This window comes from Algoriphagus sp. NBT04N3 (assembly GCF_019443765.1).
Lineage (GTDB): Bacteria > Bacteroidota > Bacteroidia > Cytophagales > Cyclobacteriaceae > Algoriphagus > Algoriphagus ornithinivorans.
In genome coordinates, this window is sequence record NZ_CP048415.1 from 1,944,631 (window position 1) to 1,967,129 (window position 22,499).

Annotated in this window: 18 protein-coding genes and 1 pseudogene; 14 read left to right on the forward strand and 5 right to left on the reverse strand. The window is 39.6% G+C overall.

Going from position 1 to position 22,499, the window contains the following annotated elements; all coding sequences use genetic code 11:
- Positions 1 to 4: 4 nt before the first annotated feature.
- From GYM62_RS08475 to GYM62_RS08535, 13 genes and pseudogenes are all read left to right on the forward strand, one after another.
- Positions 5 to 853 carry a prephenate dehydrogenase gene (locus GYM62_RS08475; protein WP_219959094.1) on the forward strand — a complete coding sequence of 283 codons (849 nt, stop codon included), beginning with the start codon at positions 5 to 7 and terminating at the stop codon, positions 851 to 853.
- Positions 854 to 963: 110 nt separating this feature from the next.
- Positions 964 to 1,965: a kelch motif-containing protein gene (locus tag GYM62_RS08480; protein ID WP_219959095.1), complete on the forward strand. Its 1,002-nt coding sequence runs from the start codon at positions 964 to 966 to the stop codon at positions 1,963 to 1,965.
- Positions 1,966 to 2,002: 37 nt separating this feature from the next.
- Positions 2,003 to 2,212, forward strand: a complete 210-nt coding sequence (locus GYM62_RS08485; protein ID WP_144602665.1) for a heavy-metal-associated domain-containing protein — start codon at positions 2,003 to 2,005, stop codon at positions 2,210 to 2,212.
- A 154-nt stretch (positions 2,213 to 2,366) separates the two neighbouring features.
- Positions 2,367 to 2,699, forward strand: coding sequence for a hypothetical protein (locus tag GYM62_RS08490; RefSeq protein ID WP_219959096.1), 333 nt, complete (start codon positions 2,367 to 2,369; stop codon positions 2,697 to 2,699).
- Positions 2,700 to 2,780: 81 nt separating this feature from the next.
- A pseudogene (locus tag GYM62_RS08495) lies at positions 2,781 to 6,614 on the forward strand (efflux RND transporter permease subunit).
- Between the two features lie 4 nt (positions 6,615 to 6,618).
- A complete protein-coding gene (locus GYM62_RS08500) occupies positions 6,619 to 8,025 on the forward strand; it encodes a TolC family protein (protein WP_219959097.1) in 1,407 nt (468 codons plus the stop codon).
- A 3-nt stretch (positions 8,026 to 8,028) separates the two neighbouring features.
- On the forward strand, positions 8,029 to 9,747 hold the full coding sequence (locus GYM62_RS08505) for an efflux RND transporter periplasmic adaptor subunit (RefSeq protein WP_219959098.1): 1,719 nt from the start codon (positions 8,029 to 8,031) through the stop codon (positions 9,745 to 9,747).
- Between the two features lie 67 nt (positions 9,748 to 9,814).
- A complete protein-coding gene (locus GYM62_RS08510; RefSeq protein WP_219959099.1) occupies positions 9,815 to 10,387 on the forward strand; it encodes a DUF3347 domain-containing protein in 573 nt (190 codons plus the stop codon).
- Positions 10,388 to 11,034: 647 nt separating this feature from the next.
- Positions 11,035 to 12,009 carry an IS4 family transposase gene (locus tag GYM62_RS08515; protein WP_255590686.1) on the forward strand — a complete coding sequence of 325 codons (975 nt, stop codon included), beginning with the start codon at positions 11,035 to 11,037 and terminating at the stop codon, positions 12,007 to 12,009.
- Positions 12,010 to 12,144: 135 nt separating this feature from the next.
- Entirely contained in the window at positions 12,145 to 12,576 is a 432-nt protein-coding gene (locus tag GYM62_RS08520) for a CHY zinc finger protein (protein ID WP_144602682.1), read from the forward strand.
- A gap of 51 nt (positions 12,577 to 12,627) precedes the next feature.
- On the forward strand, positions 12,628 to 14,601 hold the full coding sequence (locus GYM62_RS08525) for a copper-translocating P-type ATPase (protein ID WP_219959101.1): 1,974 nt from the start codon (positions 12,628 to 12,630) through the stop codon (positions 14,599 to 14,601).
- A gap of 100 nt (positions 14,602 to 14,701) precedes the next feature.
- The gene (locus tag GYM62_RS08530; protein WP_219959102.1) at positions 14,702 to 15,286 is read left to right on the forward strand and encodes a DUF2911 domain-containing protein; all 585 of its coding nucleotides are present in this window, start codon (positions 14,702 to 14,704) and stop codon (positions 15,284 to 15,286) included.
- A gap of 46 nt (positions 15,287 to 15,332) precedes the next feature.
- Positions 15,333 to 16,031: a PepSY domain-containing protein gene (locus tag GYM62_RS08535; protein ID WP_144602689.1), complete on the forward strand. Its 699-nt coding sequence runs from the start codon at positions 15,333 to 15,335 to the stop codon at positions 16,029 to 16,031.
- Positions 16,032 to 16,165: 134 nt separating this feature from the next.
- Here GYM62_RS08535 and GYM62_RS08540 read toward each other — a convergent pair whose 3' ends face one another.
- The gene (locus GYM62_RS08540) at positions 16,166 to 18,442 is read right to left on the reverse strand and encodes a TonB-dependent receptor domain-containing protein (RefSeq protein ID WP_219959103.1); all 2,277 of its coding nucleotides are present in this window, start codon (positions 18,440 to 18,442) and stop codon (positions 16,166 to 16,168) included.
- Positions 18,443 to 18,573: 131 nt separating this feature from the next.
- On the opposite strand from GYM62_RS08540, the gene GYM62_RS08545 reads away from it, so the two are divergent.
- Complete coding sequence (locus tag GYM62_RS08545) at positions 18,574 to 19,242, forward strand: metal-dependent transcriptional regulator (RefSeq protein ID WP_219959104.1); 669 nt, start codon at positions 18,574 to 18,576, stop codon at positions 19,240 to 19,242.
- Positions 19,243 to 19,245: 3 nt separating this feature from the next.
- Here GYM62_RS08545 and arfB read toward each other — a convergent pair whose 3' ends face one another.
- Genes arfB through GYM62_RS08565 form a run of 4 tightly spaced genes read right to left on the reverse strand, consistent with a single transcriptional unit; the run spans position 19,246 to position 22,337 of the window.
- Complete coding sequence (arfB, locus tag GYM62_RS08550; RefSeq protein WP_144602697.1) at positions 19,246 to 19,671, reverse strand: alternative ribosome rescue aminoacyl-tRNA hydrolase ArfB; 426 nt, start codon at positions 19,669 to 19,671, stop codon at positions 19,246 to 19,248.
- 9 nt (positions 19,672 to 19,680) lie between these two features.
- A complete protein-coding gene (locus GYM62_RS08555) occupies positions 19,681 to 20,397 on the reverse strand; it encodes a LytTR family DNA-binding domain-containing protein (RefSeq protein WP_219959105.1) in 717 nt (238 codons plus the stop codon).
- 1 nt (position 20,398) lies between these two features.
- Complete coding sequence (locus GYM62_RS08560) at positions 20,399 to 21,451, reverse strand: sensor histidine kinase (RefSeq protein ID WP_219959106.1); 1,053 nt, start codon at positions 21,449 to 21,451, stop codon at positions 20,399 to 20,401.
- A 16-nt stretch (positions 21,452 to 21,467) separates the two neighbouring features.
- The gene (locus GYM62_RS08565) at positions 21,468 to 22,337 is read right to left on the reverse strand and encodes a TraB/GumN family protein (RefSeq protein WP_219959107.1); all 870 of its coding nucleotides are present in this window, start codon (positions 22,335 to 22,337) and stop codon (positions 21,468 to 21,470) included.
- Positions 22,338 to 22,499 lie beyond the last annotated feature (162 nt).

Sequence of the window (22,499 nt, forward strand, 5' to 3'; positions counted from 1 at the left end):
AATCATGAATAAAATACATATTGTAGGATTAGGACTTCTGGGAGGTTCTTTCGGACTTGGGGCCAGAAGAAAATTCCCTGAAATGACCATCACGGGAACAGATATTTCTACCCAAAATCTGAAAGATGCTTTGACTTTGGGAATCATTACTAAGGCCCAAGAAAAGCCTGACCTAGACACTGATATTATTATTCTAGCCACTCCTGCTGATACTTTGGGAGACTTGTTAATTCAAACTTTGGATCAGGTCGGTGAAAATACCTTGGTAATTGACTTAGGTTCTACCAAGTCCAAGCTTTGCCTTCAGTTGGCTGGTCATCCTAAAAGAAAGCAATATTTAGCAGGACACCCCATTGCCGGTACAGAGTATTCAGGACCCAAAGCAGCATTTGCGGATCTATTGGATAGAAAAGTGATGATCCTCTGCGAAATGGAGAAAACAGACCTCCACCTGAAAGAAAAGGCCTATGAGCTTTTTGATGCATTGAATCTCAAACTGAGATTTATGGATCCTGAGGAACATGATCGACACCTGGCCTTTGTTTCTCATTTGTCCCATATTTCCTCATTTATGCTAGGAAAAACTGTCCTTCAAAAAATGGAGGATGAAAAAAACATATTCGATATGGCAGGATCAGGTTTCGCTTCTACAGTTAGACTTGCCAAATCAAGTCCGGCAATGTGGGCTCCTATCCTTACTGAAAACAAGGATAATATTTTAGCATCCTTGGATGGCTATATTTCAAATTTGACAGCAATAAGGGAAAAAATAGCTTCTTCCGATGGAGAGGCCATATACAAAGAATTGGAAGAGATTAACAAAATCCGGGATATTCTGGATTTGGGAAGATAAGCTCTATTCTATCCAATTATCAAACCAGGACAATCTCCTGGTTTTTTTATTGATAAAAGGTATTGGGAGAGCCAATGTGAAATTGTAAATTCAGTCACTAAAATAAACCTATGAAACCTACCCTACTATTGATAATCGGCTTATTCTTTGGCTTAGGAGTACATGCCCAAAGTTCTTGGGAAAATATAGCAGTCCAGGGAGAAGCCATGACTAGGCATGAAAATTCATTTGTAGCATGTAAAGGAAAACTATATGCCCTGGGAGGAAGAGGTGTTCGCTCGGTAGACAAATTTGACCCCAAAACTCAAAAATGGGAAAAATATGCTAATGCTCCCATGGAAATCAGCCACTTTCAGGCGGTGGCTCTGAATGGAGAAATCTGGGTTATCGGGGCATTTACAGGATCTTATCCGCATGAAACTCCAATTCCTACAGCATTGATTTTTAATCCTCAAACAAGAAAGTGGAGAGAAGGCCCCAAATTACCGATGGGAAGGGAAAGGGGATCAGCAGGGGTAGTGGTAAAAGATGGCTTGATTTATATGGCAGGGGGTATTCAAGATGGACACTATGAAGGATTTGTTTCTTGGTTTGACGTACTAAATCCAAAAACAGGAAAATGGGAAGTCCTGCCAGATGCACCTAGGGCCAGAGATCACATCAGTGCTGCTATGGTAGGTGATAAATTGTATTTGGCAGGCGGAAGGACTTCCCATGCCGCTATTGGCAAAGTGTTGGAAACTACCATTGAAGAAGTGGATTACTTTGATTTCAAACAAGGAAAATGGATAAGTAACACCACACAAATCCCAACGCCGAGAGCAGGAAACTCTAACTTGGGAATTGGAAAGTACTTGGTGGTTATGAATGGGGAGAGCGCTGCTCAAGTCCCAGCTCACGCAGAAGTGGAAGTATTAGATACTGAAACTAATCAATGGATCATACTTCCAAGCCTTAATCAGGGTAGACACGGAACTGGAGCCGTAATTTTTAAAGGAAAAATCTACGTGGCAGCTGGCTCTGCAAATCGAGGTGGAGGGCCTGAATTGAATTCTTTAGAGATTTTGGATTGGAAAAAGGCCATTCAAAATTCAATAGAAGGGAACCTTTAGCTTGGAAAAGCTATTTTTGAATGGAAACAAACCAAGTATGAAAACACTAAAATTTAAAACCAATATCAATTGCGGTAACTGCCTTTCCAAAGTTAGTCCTATCCTGAATGCTGAATCTGGAATTGCTGAATGGAATGTTGATTTACAGGATCCCGAAAAAACATTAACCGTCAAAACGGTAGATTTAAATCCTGATGACATCAAAAAAACTGTGCTGAAATCTGGCTTTTTGGCCAACCCAAAGTAAGTTAAAGTACTGAAAATCAGATTTTATTAAGAATCACTTGAACATTTGGTGGATATTTGCGTAGATTTGAGCTGTTGAAAAAATTTATTTCCATAGCGCTCTCATTGATTGTTCTATTCTCCTCTGTGGGAATGGCAAAACCACGCATTTTTGTATGGGAGAGGAAATGGACAGTAAATTCAGCTTAGCCGCTAGTCATTTAGATTGTGGAATGGATAGTCCTAAATCCCACCAATCTCATGATGAAAAATCTCATGTAGATCCAAGCGGATGCTGTGAGAACCTGAGTCAGCATTTACAGCTTGACCAAGAATCATCTTTTAAGAAATCAAATTCACAGGTAAATATCCACTTTGCCTTAGCCTTTATTGAGGTCTTTATATGGAATACCACAGTTTTTCCGCAGGAAGATCAAAGAGTAAATGATTATTACCCCCCTCCTATTGAACAGGATTATCAGATTCTGTTTCAAAGCTTTTTGATATAAAATTCATTCTTGCGGTTCTTCCGCTTAGTGCATGGACCTAATGTCCATTTGTATTTTCAATTCGCACAATTAGAATGAATTATGCTCAATTCCATCATAAAATATTTCCCAGAAAATAAGCTAGTTACCGTGCTTTTGCTTCTCCTAATAATTGCTTGGGGAGTAGCCACAGCGCCTTTCAACTGGAATATCGGTATTCTACCTCGGGACCCGGTTCCTGTAGATGCCATCCCGGACATCGGAGAAAATCAACAAATCGTCTTTACTGAGTGGATGGGTAGATCCCCCCAGGATGTTGAAGATCAAATCACCTATCCACTTACCACATCTTTATTAGGACTTCCCGGAGTTAAGAGTGTACGCTCTAGCTCAGCACTTGGCTTTTCCAGCATCTATATCATCTTTGAAGAAGATATTGAGTTTTACTGGAGCAGGTCCAGAGTATTAGAAAAACTCAATTCATTACCTGCAGGTCTATTACCTGAAGGTGTACAACCTAAGCTGGGTCCTGATGCGACGGCATTGGGACAGGTTTATTGGTACACTTTAGAAGGAAGAGATCCTGAAGGCAATCCTGTAGGAGGCTGGGATCTTCACGAACTCCGAACCATTCAGGATTATTATGTCAGATATGCACTGACATCTGTGGCAGGCGTATCAGAGGTCGCATCGGTTGGAGGTTATATCAAAGAATATCAGGTAGATGTTGACCCAGCCGCTCTTAAAGCTAATGGAGTGAGCCTGATGGATGTGATGGAAGCGATGAGGAAATCCAACTTGGATGTTTCTGCCAATACCATCGAAGTAAATCGGGTGGATTATTTTATCCGGGGTTTAGGATATGTAGAAGAACTTTCTGATTTGGATCAGGCTGTAGTCAAAGTTACCAACAACGTTCCAATCAGGATCCAAGATGTAGCGCGGGTTAATATTGGCCCTCAGCCCAGAAATATGGGCGGAATCTTGGATAAATCCGGAGCTGAAGCTGTAGGGGGAGTTGTTATTGCAAGGTATGGTGACAATCCACTGGAAGTAATTGAGGGAGTAAAAGCAGAAATTGAAAAGCTGTCTGAGGGCCTACCTAGCAAGACATTAGCTGATGGCACGGTATCAAAGGTCACATTGGTTCCATTTTATGACAGAACGGGCCTGATCTATGAAACGCTGGGGACACTCTATGAAGCTATTTCACTTCAAATCCTGATAACCATCATTGTCATTATAGTGATGGTGTATAATCTAAGAGCCTCTTTATTGATTTCAGCATTGCTTCCATTAGCTGTATTGATGTGCTTTATTTTCATGAAGTACTTTGGAGTGGATGCCAATATTGTTGCTTTATCCGGTATTGCTATTGCCATTGGTACCATGGTGGATCTGGGTATCATTCTCAATGAAAATATACTCAGGCATCTGGAGCAGGCACCTGAGGGCAAAAGCAAATTGAAGATCGTTTATGAAGCAACAGCTGAAGTTTCAGGAGCAATTCTGACTGCAGTGAGTACTACGATCATCAGCTTTTTACCGGTCTTCACACTACAGGCTGCAGAAGGAAAGCTTTTTGGACCATTGGCTTACACCAAATCATTCGCATTGGTTGCTGCATTGATTTTCACGCTTTTGATCATGCCGGCATTTTCGCATTGGTTCTTCTCATTCAAAGGCTATAAAGGAAAGTTAAGCAGGTACTTTAATTATGCCTTGGTTTTGCTCGGTCTGGTGATCGCTTGGACTGTTTGGGCATGGGGAGGTTGGGTTCTGGTTGGATATGGACTGGTTCATACCCTTGCTTTTCATTTCCCTGAAAAAATATAACTCAGAAAAAAATTTCTGATTATAGCAGTAACCTTAGTGGCTGTAACAGGACTTTTGACTACAGAGTGGATGCCTTTAGGGGTGAGCAACAGCACTTTTGTCAACTTTCTATTTATAGGTCTCCTTTTACTTCTGGTTTTAGGAGGATTCTCTCTATTCATAAAAGCCTATCCAAGTCTCCTTACCTGGTGTTTAAACAATAAGAAGACATTCTTAATTTTCCCTGCGCTAGTAATCACCACGGCCGCCAGTATTTGGTTGGGATTCAATACGGTTTTTGGATTCATTCCTAAAACATTTGACCAAATTGGATGGAATATTCGCACCAGTTCAGTTTGGTCTGGATTAAGCCATACATTTCCTGGTTTAGGGGAAGAGTTTATGCCCTCTTTGAATGAAGGTTCATTCCTTTTGATGCCAACCACTATGCCTCACTCTGGAGTTCAGGAAAACAAGGAGGTACTCCAAAAACTGGATATGTTAGTAACTGCCATTCCAGAAGTAGAATTAGTAGTTGGAAAAGCGGGTAGAGCCGAAACTGCCATCGACCCTGCTCCTATTTCCATGTTTGAAAATACCATCAATTACAAGAGCGAGTATGCGACAGATATCAATGGAAACAGGATCAGGTATAAGGTCAATAAGGATGGGCATTATGAATTGAAAAACGGACTCTTTCATGATCCAGAGAATTCAGAACCTCATTTAATTAACACCTCACAGTTGATACCAGATTCTGATGGAGAATACTTCAGACAATGGAGAAAAGAAATCAAAAGTCCTGACGATATCTGGGATGAAATTGTAGGGGTAATTAATATTCCTGGAGTCACCTCCTCTCCTAAGCTTCAACCCATTGAAACCCGCCTGGTCATGCTACAAACTGGCATGAGAGTCCCTATGGGAATTAAGGTATATGGTCCTGATTTACAAGCCATTGAAGAGTTTGGATTAAAGTTAGAAAACTATCTCAAAGAGGTTCCTTCTGTCAAAAGTGAAGCGGTATTCGCAGACAGAATTGTCGGTAAGCCTTATTTAGAACTGGACATCAATCGAGAGCAAATTTCCAGATATGGAATGAATGTGGTCGATGTGCAGGACTTTATAGAGACTGCTATTGGCGGAATGAAATTAAGTACTACGGTTGAAGGAAGAGAACGCTTCCCAATACGTGTTCGATATGCCCGCGAATTCCGCGATGATCCTGACGCCATTGCCAATCTTCAAGTTCCGACTCCAATGGGAAATTATATTCCTTTGGGGCAATTGGTGGATATTACCTACAGACCCGGACCGGATATGATACGGGGTGAAAATTCCTTCTTGGTAGGCTATGTCTTATTGGATAAGAAACCGGGTTTTGCTGAAGTGAGTGTAGTAGAAGATGCCCAGCGCTATCTGAAAAGCAAAATTGATTCTGGAGAATTGGTAGTTCCTTCGGGAGTTCGATATCAATTCTCAGGAAGCTATGAAAATCAAATCAGGGCAGAAAAAAGGCTTTCCATTGTGGTTCCTTTGTCCCTCATCATCATATTTCTCATTCTCTATTTCCAATTTAGAGCGGTATCCACCACGCTTTTTGTCTTTACAGGAATTGCAATGGCTTTTTCTGGAGGCTTTTGGATGATATGGTTGTACGGTCAGGATTGGTTTATGGACTTCTCTCTATTGGGAACTAACATGCGGGAATTGTTCCAAATGAAAGTGTACAACTTATCCGTAGCGGTTTGGGTAGGGTTCATTGCCCTGTTTGGAATTGCCACTGATGATGGGGTCGTGGTTGCCTCCTATTTAGATCAAAGCTTTAAAAGCAATACTCCAAAATCAGCCCAAGAGGTAAGAGAAGCAGTATTGGAGGCCGGAAAAAGAAGAGTCCTTCCTTGCTTGATGACGACAGCTACTACCCTTCTTGCTTTGGTACCGGTATTTACATCTACCGGTCGAGGTTCTGATATTATGATTCCTATGGCTATTCCTTCTTTGGGCGGGATGGTATTGGAGTTAACGACCGTATTTATAGTACCCACTCTCTATTGCTGGTGGGCAGAAAGAAAGTTAAAAAACAATCCTACTGTTTTTGCAGAGGATGAAAATCAATAAGGATATGAGAAAGTCAATTATTATAGTACTCATGTCATGCTGCATTACCTTCCCAGCCTGGACACAATCCTTGGATGATTATTTGGTAATAGCGGGAGAAAACAATCCCGAACTCAAAGCTTATTATCAAGAATACTTAGCTGCTATGGAAATTGCGCCTCAGGTTGGTAGCCTCCCAGATCCAGAATTGAGTGTGGGAATATTCCCCTCACCCATGGAGCGTTTTATGGGAAATCAGGTAGCTGATATCAGATTGATGCAAATGTTCCCTTGGTTTGGGATGCTGGCAACTCAAAAGGAAGAAGCTAAATACATGGCTCAGGCCAAATACAGCCTTTTCTTGAACGCCAAAAATCAGCTATTCTATCAAGTTAAAGATTCTTGGTATGAGCTCTATGCTATTCAGGAACAGATTAGAATCAGTCAGGAAAACTTAGAGTATTTAAAGAAATATGAAACGCTGGCACTAAGTAAATTCAGAGCTGCCTCTGCCGGGAATAGTCCCAAAAGCGCCATGCCCCAAAACTCTACTAATACTCAAACTGTAAGCTCCGGTTCTTCCGGGATGGGCTCGATGGGCAACTCCCAACCTATGACTACCTCCAGCCCACAAGCAATGAATTCCGGGATGAGCAATAATGGTATTGGAATGAGCGATGTACTTCGTATTCGAATGCAAATCAGGGAACTGGAAAGTTCAATTGAAACCTTGAAAGATCAATTGACTCCTGTTCAAATTAAATTCAATAAACTATTAAATAGAGAAATCCAGGCTCCGATAGCTATTCCTGAGAAGTTGGATGCAACTGCATTAATATGGGATAAAATGGTGGTTTTAGACAGCATAACTACTCATAATCCCATGCTTCAAATGTATGAATCTGAACTATCAGCCTTGGATCAGCAAGAGAAAATGGCACGTTTAGATGGGAGGCCTATGTTTGGGGCAGGAGTAAATTATATGCCTTTTCAGCCCAGACCTGAAGGAAATATGTTGATGGGTGGAAATGATATGATCATGCCAATGGTGACTATGACCTTGCCTATTTACAGGAAAAAAACTCAATCGAGAATTAAAGAAACAAACTACCTGAAAGAAGCAACGGTATTGAGGAAAGAAAGGGAAAGCAATATGCTAGCAATGGAGTGGTCTATGGCTATCCGTGATCTAGAAGATGCTAATCGAAAAGTCAAACTTTATCAGGAACAAACAGAACTGGCCAATCAAACACTCAATTTAGTATTAACCTCTTTTACCTCTAATGGAAAAGACTTTGAGGAAGTATTGGCTACTCAGCAAATTTTACTCGATTATCAATTGAAAGCCATATTGGCAATTGTACAACAACATAAAAGTTTAGCCTTACTGGAATCCTTGGGAACCGGTAATCTATCTGGCTTAAATGACTAAAACATGAAAAAGCTACTTGAAAATAAATGGATAAAAATAGCAGGGCTTATTCTTTTGGGAGTGGCCTTGGGTTGGTTGGTCAAGCCAAGCGGGGAAACTTCACAGGAAGCTGGGCATGATCATTTAGGAACTCTTACTGACCAATTATGGACATGCTCCATGCATCCCCAGATCAAATTGAACGAGCCAGGAGACTGCCCAATTTGTGGAATGGATTTGATTCCAGTTGCTTCTAATTCCTCCTCTGGAAATTCCAACCCAATAGCATTCGAAATGACTCCTGAGGCTATTGCCATGGCTAATGTAAGCACAACTATAGTGGGAGGAACAGATGCAAAAGGTGACCTTTTTCTTACAGGTAAAATTCAGGCAGATGAAAGAGAAAATGCAGCGATAACTGCAAAGTTTCCTGCAAGGATTGAAAAACTTTATGTCACATTTACAGGAGAGCAGGTTAGAGTTGGGCAAAGGCTGGCAAGTATTTATTCACCTGAACTATTGACCGCACAGCGGGAATTGATCGAGGCTGTAAAAACCAAGGCCTCTTTTCCTGAATTATACCAAGCGGCAAAAGAAAAATTGAAGCTCTGGAAACTGAATGAAGCCCAAATCTCAGAAATAGAAAAGTCAGGTCAAGTCAAAGATAAAATTGATATCCTTGCTGAATTTAGTGGTGTAGTAACCCAAAGAAATATTGCTGTGGGAGACTATGTTTCCACAGGACAAGTTCTATTCAATGTAGTGGATCTATCCAGACTTTGGGTGCTGATGGATGCTTATGAATCAGATCTCCCATTTATCAAGGTTGGAAATGAAGTCAATTTCAATGTTGCAGGTATCCCAGGCGAAAATTTTAAAGCCAAAGTCACATACATAGATCCGATGATCGACCCTAATACAAGGGCTGCTTCAATCAGAGCGGAGGTTTTGAATCGTCAAAGCAATCTTAAACCGGAGATGTTTGTCACAGCTAGAATTCAAAGTACTCAAAAAGGAAGTCAAGCCAAGCTTTCAATTCCCCGTACAGCTGTACTTTGGTCGGGAAAAAGATCAGTTGTTTACCTCAAAGTGCCTAATTCAGAAATTCCAACCTATGAAATGAGAGAAATCACCTTAGGCTCTCGGGTCGGAGATAATTATCAAATAGAATCCGGTTTACAAGCTGGAGAAGAAATCGTCACCAATGGTGTATTTGCCATTGATGCAGCAGCACAGCTTTCTGGAAACTTTAGTATGATGAATCGACCAGAAACCAGGTCTTTAGAAGTTTCTTCGGCCTTTCGAGATCAAATCACTCAAATTGCTGATGCTTACTTTAGAGTAAAAAATGGCTTGGTCTCCGACCAATTGAACCAGAGTCAAAAAGACTTGACTGAGGTAAAAAAAGCAGTCTCTCAAGTAGATATGAAGCTTGTAGAAGGTAAAGCCCATGATTCATGGATGAAAGTCCAGGCCCAGCTGAACGCGGCTGTTGGGACTATGGAAAAGGCCTCATCGATAGATGAAGCAAGGAAAGGCTTTTCCAACCTATCTGAAGCTGTATTGGAAATGACTGAATTATTCGGATTGAATAAAGAGGCTGTATATAAAGACTATTGTCCTATGGCATTTGGGAATCAGGGAGCTTTTTGGCTTTCTGAAAGAAAAGATATTACCAACCCCTACTTTGGAGCTTCCATGCTCACATGTGGCGAGATCAAGCAAACCTACCTAAAAGGTTAAGCGGTTTTGGCCACTGAACAATCGAAAACTACAATTTCAACATCTCATAATCATTAAATTAAAACTCATGACAAAAACAGGTTTATTTTCCCTAGCACTGGCTTTTGCCCTAATTTCTTGTTCTGGCTCGAAAACTGAAGAGTCTCAAGATTCAAGTGAAATGCAGGAAACTGAAGTAAGTCAAACGACTTCAGTATCTAATAATTCTGGAACTTCAGGAATTATTGATGCTTATTTAGCTGTAAAAGATGCACTTGTGGCAGATAATTCGTCAGATGCTGCTGAAAAAAGCAAAGCTCTAACAGAAGGATTAAAAGCTTATGATATTGCTTCTTCTCAGGGAGAAGACTTTGAAGAATTGGAGAGAGTCCAAACTGAGGCTGCTCAATTTGCTTCCAATATTGCATCGGATGATATTGCTGTTCAGAGAGAAAGCTTCCAGGCATTAAGCGTATTGATGAAGGACTTTCTTAAAATTGCAGGTGCAGATAGAACCCTTTACCATCAATATTGCCCTATGTACAAAAACAACACCGGTGGAATGTGGTTAAGTGCCTCCTCAGATATCAAAAACCCGCTTTTTGGTAGTTCAATGCTAAATTGTGGAGCTGTGGAAGATACTTTAACAGTGAACTTATAATTTCAAGAGGCTGTCTCATAAATAACTCTAATGTCAGCCTGAGCGCCTGCCTGACGCAGGCCATAGCCGTCAGTTTAGCAAGCTAAAACCTTGTGGGTGAGTTTATTTATGAACAAAGCGTAGATCCCCATTGGGATCTTTCTTCCTTTTGCTCATATTTGTATAATGTTTTTTTAGTTTAAAAAGGCGGTTGGAATCACGGTCTACCGCCTTTTTTCTTCTTCTAATATACGGATTTTTGAGGGTTAAAAGATAGAAAATCAATGGTTTATACAGAAAAAAGACCAGATTTTAAAAGAAAAATTTCTCCTAAATTTCAACCCCAAATCCATCAATTCATTCGCCAAAGAAACCGGCTATTCGATCAGGAAATCGAAGCTCGATGGTTTCGGTTTCCTGTTGAGCCTCATGTTTTCTTATCAACGGGGGAAAGATTTCAGTCTCCTAGATATGGCTTCCTTTCTATTTCAGGAATTCGGGATTAACATCACCAAGCAGTCGCTTCATGACCTATAAGTTTACTTCACCCGCTGTCGACTTTCTAAAAAGTGTCTTGACTGTCTTTTGACTCAAAAGATCAGCTATAGTGGCGAAAAGCAGGCACTCAAAACTCATTTCAACCGGATTCGGATTAAGGATTCCACCAAATTTGCCCTCCCAGATTCTTTTTCTGCAAAGTACAAAGGGTACGGAGGGCGCTTCATCACTCTTCTTCGATGATCAGTGTCCAATATGAATATGATTTTCTCAGTGGGCAGAGTCTTGATCTCAGGCTTACTTCCGGGGTGATGAATGATCAGTCTGACTCAGCCGATTTTACCCATGATATTCAGGAAAATGATCTTTTTCTCAGAGACATGGGCTATTGTACCCTGGGATTTCTTTCCAAGATTCACTCAGCCAAAGCCTACTTTATCAATCGGTTGACACCACAGGTTAATATTTATTCAGAACGGGACTCAAAAGATCCAGTGGAGATCAACTCCTACCTCAAGAAGCTCAAAAAAAATAAGTTGGAATATCTGGAAATGTCTGTTTTTCTGGGGAAAAAAGAAAGAGTTCCTGTTCGGATTGTGGTTTCGCTTGCCGATGAGACTACCTACGAGAAAAGACTCCGAAAAACCTCAAAACAGGCAAAATCTACGGGAAACAAGGTTTCGGACAAATTTAAGGCAAGGGCAAGGTTAAATATCATGATTACCAATGTTCCCGCTGAGATGCTGAAAGGAAAAGACATCAGGAAAGTATATTCCTTACGTTGGCAAATCGAGCTGATCTTCAAAACCTGGAAATCGCTGGTCACCATTGACGAGTTTAATACCAAAAAAATCCATCGGTTTGAATGCCAACTTTATGGAAAGTTGATCTGGATTATTCTTAATCTAAATATTTTCAATTGGTTACAAAATCAGGTATTACAAAAGAACAAGGTGTTATGCAGTGTTTGGAAATACTTCAGGCTGATCCAAAACATATCAAATCATCTAATCAATGCTTTGAAAAACCATAAAGAGTTGATATCCTTACTTGATCAACTCAAAGAATTTGCTCCTAAAATTTTATACCTAGAAAAGAAAAAAGGAAAACTAGCCTTAAATGAGATACTTAAAACCTTAACCTGACGGCTATGGCCGGCAGGCAGGGAGTCGAAGGCAATTCCTATCAATGTGGCCTACATTTCGATCCCGTACAATTGTCGGGACGCTCAATGTGACAAATTGCACTTTTGAGACAGCCTCTTTTATTTCCTACCCAATATGATCCGATTAATTCTTTTCTCTTTAGCCTGCTTTCTTTATTCATTAGAGGCTTATTCCCAAACCCAAGTTTTGGAACCTTTAAAAGTATCTCAAATCCGAGGTGTCAATGTTTTTGGAAAACCGGTAGATAATCAAACTAGATGTGTGCATTGGCATTCTGAATTGGATGTGATTGCTATCAAGTTTAAGTGTTGCGAGAAGTACTACCCCTGCTTTTCCTGTCATGAAGAAGAGGCCGACCATACTCATCAAGTGTGGCCTAAAAAAGAGTTTGACCAAAAAGCCATCCTATGTGGTGTTTGTGGAACAGAGTTGAGTATCAAAGATTATATGAACTCCAACAATACCTGTCCAAATTGCCAGGCAGCTTTTAACCCTGGATGTAGCAAGCATTATCATTTGTATTTCGAAACACCTGAGAATAAATAGACCATATCTATTTAAATTTCAATATTTTAAACTAACCTGATTAATCTTTTTATGGAACATTCTAACCATCAACATCACCAGGAAAACCACCATGATCATCATGCCCACATGATCAAGGATTTTAAAATTAGGTTTTGGATCTCACTAATTCTAACGATTCCAATTCTTCTTTTTTCAGATATGATTCAAGATTGGTTGAGCTTCAACATCCAATTTGAAGGAAAAGATTATGTAATATTTGGGCTTGCCAGTATTCTTTTTTTTTATGGCGGTTGGCCATTTCTCAAGGGGCTAAAAGAAGAGTTGTCAGATAAAAATCCCGGAATGATGACTTTAATAGCCCTTGCTATTACAGTAGCATATTTTTATAGCTCCGCTGTGGCTTTTGGCTTAGAAGGGATGGGCTTTTTTTGGGAACTGGCCACACTAATTGTCATCATGCTCCTTGGGCATTGGATGGAAATGCGCTCAATTATGGGTGCTTCCAAAGCTTTGGAAAAATTGGCGGATTTAATGCCCAACGAGGCTCATTTGATTGTCGATGGAGAAACAAAAGATATCTCTGCGGGCGAATTAAAAAAGGGGGATTTGATTTTGGTGAAAGCTAATGAAAAGATTCCTGCTGACGGTACCATTGAAGAGGGTGAAAGTCATCTTGATGAAAGTATGTTGACGGGTGAAAGTAAGCCGGTAAAGCGAGAGAAAGGAGACGAGGTCATAGGTGGATCAATCAACGGTAAACAATCTCTCAAAATCAAGATCTCCAAAACTGGTGAAGACTCCTACCTGAATCAGGTAATCAATATGGTCAAGGAGGCGCAGCAAAGTAAATCCAAGACACAAAATTTAGCTAATGTCGCAGCTAAATGGCTGACATTCATATCTATTGGTGCTGGAATTATTACTTTATCAGTTTGGCTTATTTTAGGAAAGGATTTTGACTTTTCCCTAGGCAGGATGGTAACTGTTATGGTCATCGCATGTCCTCATGCTTTGGGATTAGCCATTCCGTTGCTTGTTTCTATTTCCACTTCCCTATCAGCAGAAAAAGGGCTTTTGATTCGAAATCGAACTGCCTTTGAAAATGCAAGAAAAGTAAGTGCTATTGTATTTGATAAAACAGGAACTCTTACTGAGGGGAAATTTGGAGTAACTCGAATTCATATTTCAGGAGAATGGAAAAAAGATCAAATTTTGAAAATTGCTGCCTCTTTGGAATCCAGTTCTGAGCATCCAATCGCTCAAGGAGTCCTAGAAAAAGCTAAAGAGGAAAATATCACATTAAAGGAAGTCTCCAACTTTGAATCCATAACAGGTAAGGGAATTCAAGGAGACATCGATGGTAAAACCTATCAAGTAGTCAGTCCAGGTTATTTGGAAGAAAACTCAATCTCAATACCTCAGGAGACAGATTCTGATGAAGCAGAAACAATTGTTTTTCTCTTAGAAGAAAAGAAACTACTTGGTTTCATCGCATTGGCAGACAGCATTCGTGAAGAAAGTCATCAAGCTATAAAGACCCTAAGAGAAAAGGGAATTAAATTATATATGGCAACCGGTGATAATGAAAAAACTGCAAAAGCGGTAAGTGAACAACTAAAATTAGATGGGTATTACAGCGAAGTGCTTCCGGATGAAAAAGTAAAAGTCATTGAAGAATTACAGAAAAAAGGTGAATTTGTCGCTATGACGGGTGATGGTGTCAATGACGCCCCTGCTTTGGCCAAAGCTAATATAGGAATTGCTGTAGGTTCAGGAACAGACGTCGCTGTAGAGACAGCTGATATTATTTTGGTCAACAGCAATCCTCAAGATATAGCCAAATTAATTCTCTTTGGAAAGGCAACTTATAACAAGATGATTCAAAATCTAGGATGGGCAGTCGGATATAATGCAATTGCCTTACCCCTTGCCACAGGATTTATTCCAGGCTTGATGATTCAACCTGCTGTTGGAGCCGCATTGATGAGTTTAAGTACCATCATTTGCGCAGCGAACGCTCAACTATTACGAAGAAAAATATAACCAAACCCAACATATGAAATGCCCATGAGGAAAAATCTCACACAGGGGGATGATTATACGAGGCATTCCATCTGACCACTGAAAAACAAATTATAATCATATGAAAAACAGAATTCTATTATTCACCCTTTTTGCGGCAATTGCTTGCAGTCCAAAATCCTCCGATTCAAATGGAGAAATGAATCATGAAGACCATGCAAATCATGAAGCTCCGGCCGAGAAAGCTACTCCCTCCAAAAGCCCTAGGACTAGCGCTATGGCAATGATAGATGGCAACCATGTACACATAGATTACTCCTCTCCAAGCGTAAGAGGAAGACAAATATTTGGTGGACTAGTCGCTTACGGAGAAGTGTGGGTCACAGGAGCACATAAAGCCACCTCAATTCAATTCGACAAGCCTGTCAGCATTAATGGCAATGAAATTCCAGCCGGGAAATACGGAATCTTTACCATTCCCGGAGAAAATGAATGGACCATCATTCTAAATGAAAACTGGGATATGCACTTAGCTGATGACTATAGCCAAGAAAAAGACATTTTACGATTTACGGTCACACCCAAAGAGCTCGATCAACCTGTTGAATCTCTGACCTATTTTGTTCAGGAAACAGCTCCTGGCATGGGAGAAATTACGGTTAGCTGGAATACAACCCAAATCAAATTTGATTTCAAAAACAGCTAAATACTAACAAATTTTACTGAAGAGAAAACTCACCTATCACCCACCTATGAGAAAGAACAATCAGTACTTCGCCCGTAAAATCCATAGATTTTTAGGCGTATTTATAGGAATCCAGTTCCTATTGTGGACCATCAGTGGACTTTATTTCAGTTGGACTGATATTGATGAAATTCATGGTGATCATTTTCATCAGGAACATATGATGCATGAATCTCCAAGTAATTTGATCAACCCTTCAAGTCTGGACTCAACTTTACAAATCTCCTCTTTAGAACTTCGATTTGTCAATCATCAACCCTATTATTGGGTCAATGACAATGTCCTTTATCATGCTCAAAATGGCCTTAAAAAAGAGGAAATCACTGAAAAAGAAGCTCGGGAAATAGCTCAGATTTACATCAAAGGTAATCTTCAAATCAAGGAGGCTGAATATCTCACTGAGACAGGTTCACATCATGAATACCGAGGACGTCCTTTGCCTGCCTGGGCAATTCATTTTGAGCACCCTGAAAATTTAACAGCTTACATTGACGCTAAGAGCGGGAACTTTGAAAGAGTAAGACATAGAAGTTGGCGCTGGTTTGATTTCCTATGGATGTTTCATACCATGGATTATGCAGGCAGAGATGATTTCAATAATTTACTCTTAAGAGCATTTTCACTATTTGGTTTAGCTACAGTTTTTTCTGGCTTTACCTTGTTTTTTATGACCAGAAAAAAGAAGAAAAAACGAAGCTTGTTTTAAAACACAAAAGATGCTGTCTCATAAATCAGTTTAATGTCAGCCTGAGCGGAGTCGAAGGCCATTTTTATTGTAATTAAGCACATTTCGACTTCGCTCAATGTGACAAGTTTCACCTTTGAGACAGCATCTTATATTTAATCCAAAATGGTAAATCTTAATCCTAAAAACCCTCGAATTCCCTGATTGGGAGCAAACATATAAGTGGGGTCAAAGGTCAGCGCATTCGGATTATTTGGCGTTGGAATAACCGATCCATCTGATCCGAACTCAACTCCCCTATCAAAAGGGTCAAAGGCTCTGGCAATGCTATTGGCAGGCGGGGTAAAATTTAAGAGATTTTTAACTCCACCATAAACCTCCCATTTTTTGCCAATGGATTTAGTGAGTTGAATATTCTGTATACTCCACCAAGGAGAAAACTCAGGCCTGTCATCCAATTCCCCCAATAAGGGTAGGCGCATTGGACTATAGAGGTTTCCGGTATAGTCAATTTTCAAATCCAGAGGATAAATGGTATAACCAATATTCCATACAGTTGAAAACCTCTCTGATAAAAGCTGCCTTGTGCTGATTCCTTCTTCTGTAAAAGTCACATCCATCAGCGTGGCTCCAACACTTCCTTCCAAGCCACTTGGCATTGCAAAATTAGAATTTAATGAAACTCCCTTCGAAACCGCATGACCATCCAAATTGGCATAGATGATTTGGTTTGGATTGGTTTCGTAATCTGGAATGATCCTATTGGTGAAATAGGTATAGAATAGCGAAGCATCTAAACTGAGAAATGCCCCTTTGCTGCTGTAATATTTCTTGATGGCATTCGCATTGACATTCCAAGAACGTTCTGGCTGCAATTCCTCTTCAAATACCACTTCTCTGGCTCCGGTCAAAGCAGCATGATCTTCCGTAAATACATTAGCTACCCGAAAGCCATTTCCCGCTGATAATCTAAAAACCATCGTCTGATCAGCGGATGAAATTTTATAATTCAGGCGAGGACTGAAAATGGCTCCATGAATGGAATTATAATCTGCTCTTGCCCCTAAGAGTAAACTTTGACTAGTAGTCAATTTGATCTCGTCTTGAACAAATACTCCGGGTAAGTGAATGATTGAAGGTTGATTTAAATCCAACTCTACCGAAGAGGTTGCTGGAGTATTATCATCGTATTTAGTATATCTATAAGCCAAACCGGAGAGCAATTGATGATTTCCTAAATTTTCAGCCCAAGTCAATTGTCCAAAAGCGATGGTTTGATCTGCGATGTAAATGACATCACCGTACACAGAGTTTTGATTATGCCCGTTTGCTGAAAATTGAAAATTCAACTTTTCACTGCCCGGAAGTTCATAATTCCCAAAAACCTCCCAGCGACTGGTGTAAATACTCTCTCCGTAAATTTCATCTCCTCCGCGGTTAGCAGAAGTCCAATTCATCTGGCCACCCCATCTATCCTCATACAAATAGCGAAGCCCTAGATTCAGGGCTTTTTTACTAGCCCTATCCACAGTCATTTTTTGAAAAACCGATATCCGCTTTGCAAGGGTCAAATCCGTCATGCCATCTCCATTATTATCGATGGGATTATCATAATAAAAAGCATTAATTCCTGTCAAAGACTTTACGGACCTTCCCCACTTGGAACGAATACCTAGATCCAAATTATACTCTCCCCATCCAGTGCCAAAAGCATCTATTCCTACTTTGGGTGCTAAGTCAGGATTTTTAGTAATGATATTGATCAAGCCACCAACTGCCTCCGAACCATACAAAGTAGATGCAGGTCCTTTAACCACTTCAATTCGATCGATTAAAGACTGAGGGATTCCTGTCAGACCATAAACAGTTGACAAACCAGAGACAATAGGCATTCCATCAATCAATACCATAGTGTAGGGCCCCTCCAAACCATTAATATGGATGTCCCCTGTATTACAAATGTTACAATTGATTTGAGGTCTTACTCCGTTAATATTCTGTAAGGATTCAAATAAGGATGGGGTTGGATTGGCTTTAAAAAAGCCCTCCTTATAAACCTCCACCGGAACAGGGCTATTTAGCCTAGAGACTTCCTGTAAAGTTCCACTGACTACCACCTCATCCAAACTTGAATCCAAAGATTCCATTTCAACAATCATATCACCCTCGTATGGAATCTCTACCTCAGTGATATATCTTCTAAATCCTAAAAGGGAAACCTCGACTTTTAGCCGCCCTTTCTGTAATCCAAAAATCTGGAAATGCCCATCGGCTTCTGAAACTGCACCTTTCCCAGAATCGGGTAAAAATATAGTGGCAAACTCCACAGCCTTTCCCCCTGAAAGTACCCTACCCTTTAAGCTATGTTGCCCTTGGGCAGTATCATTCAAAAGATAACAAAATGAAAGAGTAAGCAGTAAGCGAGTGATCATAGTTTCTTGTAAATAAATAAGATTAAAGAGCTAACTATTTTAATTAGAATTACAAAATTACAATGTTAGAGTTATCTAACAAATTTATTCTATCAATTTTTTTCACATATTTGAGTACTCAAATTTTAATTATGGCCTCAACCACGGAAGAAAATTATCTCAAAGCCCTTTTTAATCTGTCGAATGAGCAAGGGGAAGTCAATATTTCTGACCTGGCGAACCAACTTCAGGTTAGCATGCCTACTGCCAACTCCATGGTCAAAAATTTGCAAAAGACCGGACTATGTGTTTACGAGAAATACAAACCAGTCATACTGACGTCTAAAGGGAAAAAAGAGGCTGCTTTGATTATCCGAAAGCACCGATTGACAGAAATGTTTCTAGTGACTAAAATGGGCTTTGGATGGGAAGAGGTACATGAAATCGCTGAGCAGGTGGAGCATATTCATGCCCCTAAATTTTTTGAAAGGATGGATGAAATGATGGGATTTCCAACGGTGGATCCTCATGGATCTCCTATTCCAGATAAACAAGGAAGAATTCAAGACTTAAGATTCAAAAACCTTTCAGAAGCTAAAGCGGGACAGGAAGTAATTTTAGCTGCTTTGGCAGATTCCAGCACAGAATTTTTGGAGTATCTCAATAGCCGAAACTTGACTTTGGGAACAGAATTAAAGGTGATTTCAAAGGAAGCTTTTGATCAAAGTATGGTCATCAGTTACGGAGATGTTGAAAAGGAAACTCTCAGTCAAAAAGTATGTGAAAAACTCTTGGTAAAAACCTTTGGGTCAGAAGAATAGAGTTTAATAGTCTTTGGTCCAACCCCTACCGGCTTTTTTCTCGGATCTGGCTTTTTTTTCCTTAATTCTCTTTTCTACTGCTGCTTTGGTGGGTTTGGTTGCTTTCCTGATTTTTCTTTTTTCAAATGCCTTTCTAAGCAAATCGTAAAACTTTTTTACTACCAATTCCTTATTCTGAATCTGAGAGCGTTTTTCTTGACTTTGCAGCTGTAACTTACCCTCTAGATCTATCTTGTTTTTGAATTTTTGAGAAAGTTTTTCTTTTTCTTCCTCAGATAAAACGGTAGAGTTTTGTACATCAAAATACAATTGAACTTTACTTTCAACTTTATTTACATGTTGTCCTCCCGGACCTGAACTTCTGGCTGTCTGAAAGTCCAATTCCTTCAAAAATTCTCCCTCTGCAATTCTTTTTTCAAGTGATTTCATTTTGCCTTTTTAGATACCCGTAATCTCTCTGAACTTCACGCTTTGACGCTGACTTAAGTCAATTTCATGACCTGATTTCAATTTTATCAACAAGGTACTGTTGAAGTAGGGTTCAATTTTCTGAATAAAATCCATATTAAATATGTACTGACGATTTGCCCGAAAGAATAGATCTGTAGGAAGTCTGGATTCCAAATAGCTTAAAGATTTATGTAAAAGTGGCTTTTGGTTTTCATAATGAACCCGCACATAATTCCCCACGCTTTCCAATAAAAATATTTTATATACCGGTACGAAATGACAAGAATCTCCATCCTTGATGAAAATCTTCTTTTCTGGAGAAAGCCTTTCTTCTGTACTCTCCACATCTGATTCTCTGGACAAAAAGCGATTGACAGCTTCTTTTAACCGTATGGGATTAAGGGGTTTCAGTAAATAATCCAAAGCGTTAATTTCAAAAGCTTTGATGGCGTATTGATCATAGGCTGTTACAAAAATGACAGAGTTTACCTCATCCAATTGCTCGAGAAACTGAAAGCCATCCATTCCAGGCATATTGATATCCAAGAAAATCAAGTCCGGTTTTAGTTCATTGCATTGAATAATTGCCTCCTGAACACGATCAGATTTACCGATTATTTCCAATTCCGGAAAAGGTTGAAGTAGTACCTGTAACTCCTTTAGAGCCAAATTTTCATCATCCACAAGGAAAACCCGCTTTTTCATGTTAATTGATTGGTAGATTGATAGTAGCCCGAACTTCATTGGAAGAGTTACTGTCGAGCATGAATTTTGAATTCTCCCCAAAAAGAGATTCTAATCTTTTTTGAACGTTTTGAAGGCCGATTCCCAAGTTGAAAGTATCATTCAACTGCCCTGAGTTTGTCACCTCGACAATTAAATTTTTTCCTCTTTTTTTGCTGGATACATGGATAGCCCCCCCATCAGGAAGCTTCGTAATCCCATGTTTGATCGCGTTTTCAGCTAAGGTTAAAACCATGGCCGGAGGCACTTTCAAATCCAAGGTTTCCTCTTCCAGCTGAATATGAACATCCAATCTTTTTCCAAATCGGATTTGCTCCAGCAAAAGATACTTTTCTACCTCCTTCATTTCATCATTCAAAGCTATTAAAGGAGCTTTCTCATAATTCAGAGAGAATCTCAGCAATTCCGAAAGCTTGATTATCGCATCTCTTGCCTTCTCCTGATCAATTAAAACCAAGGCCTTGATACTATTGAGAGAATTGAATAAAAAATGAGGATTCAATTGATTTTTCAAGAGTTCCAACTCAGAAGTTTTGGCCAAATTCTCCAGCAAAAGCTTTTGCTCGGTCACCTCTTGCGTGTGCTTCATGATATGGAAAAGATAATAGATAATCACCCAACCCATCACGTAGCGTCCCAAATTCATGAGTTGTCCAAAGTAGCTGATAATAAACTGAGAGTTAAGCCCCTCAAAATCAGAACTCATGATTAAAGGGAGATACAATAAAGCCGTCATGATGAATGTAATCCCAAAAACATCCACTAACCCTTTCACCCAGATTCTGGAAAGTTTCTTTTGAAATTGAGATTTAGGGATAAAATAGGTTTTGTAAAAATGAGATACAGTCAATCCTAGAAATGACATGATCAAAAACTGCATCACATATTCCCAAATAAACTCTCCGACAATAAAGAAGGTATAATTGATGGTTTCAATAAAAACAATGGAACTCCAGCCAAGCACCTGTAGAACCCAGTAAAGATGTTTTTCAGATATTTTTCCCTGAAACCCCATTGTTTTGAAATAGCAATTAATTAACTGGTGAAAGCGTATAGCCAGCTTCTTTCAAAAGATTCAAGACTCCTTTTTGACCAGCCAAATGGCCTGCCCCTACTGCAAAAAAGGTAGATTTTTCTCCCATTTTTTTCTCCATTTCCGGGATCCATTTTTCATTTCTTTGATCCAAAAGCACTTCTGAAAAATTACCGGTCATTGAATTTTCCCTGATGGTTTGGTACAACTTATCCAAGTCCTGATCAACATAAGCCTCAACCATAGTCTGAAACTCTTTCATGGACTCATCTGTGGTTACCATTTTCCCAAGCTCTTCCAACTGAACATTCAAAGGAATCTGATCAAAAATTCCTACTTGGAATGCTACATCTTCCAAACCTAGAATTTCTTTTCCTTGCTGCTGAGCCATCTGCGTAAAAAAGAACTCATAACTCTCCATTTGATCACAAGGCAATTGCTTCATCAAGACCATTGAAGTCAATACAAAGGGCTTCAGTATTCCCATTTGTGCCAATCCTGCCCCATAATTTTGAGTTAAAAACTCATCCAAAGCCTTGGATTGTTCCTCTTTCATTTCTCCTTGGATATTTTTCATTCCAGAATTGATAGATACCGCCTGCATCTTTTGCTGCAGTTCTGGATCATCCATATCCAATTCTAAAACCAACTGTTCAGTACCAGTGAAAGCACCCTTAATTTCCTCATTCATCAAAAATTGATCAGGACAAATCATGTGAATGGTACCAAATACATAGGAATCTTTTTCTAATCCATTCCCGCTAATCTTCCAAAGAAGACTTTTCTCTGTTTGTGCTTGCAGCTGAAACACAAAACCTATGCAAAAAAGCAAGGTTAATCTTAAAATGTTACAATAGTTCTTTTTCATGATCTAAATGATTAATAAAACAAATATGAATATTGCCGAGCTTGAAAAAATACTTAATTCCTTCAATGCAGAAATTTAGCGATAAATGCAGTTTTCTTTTTTTATTTTTTTAGGTTATGCTTGCTTTCTTTTCAAAGAAAGGTTTATATTTAATCCTTAGTT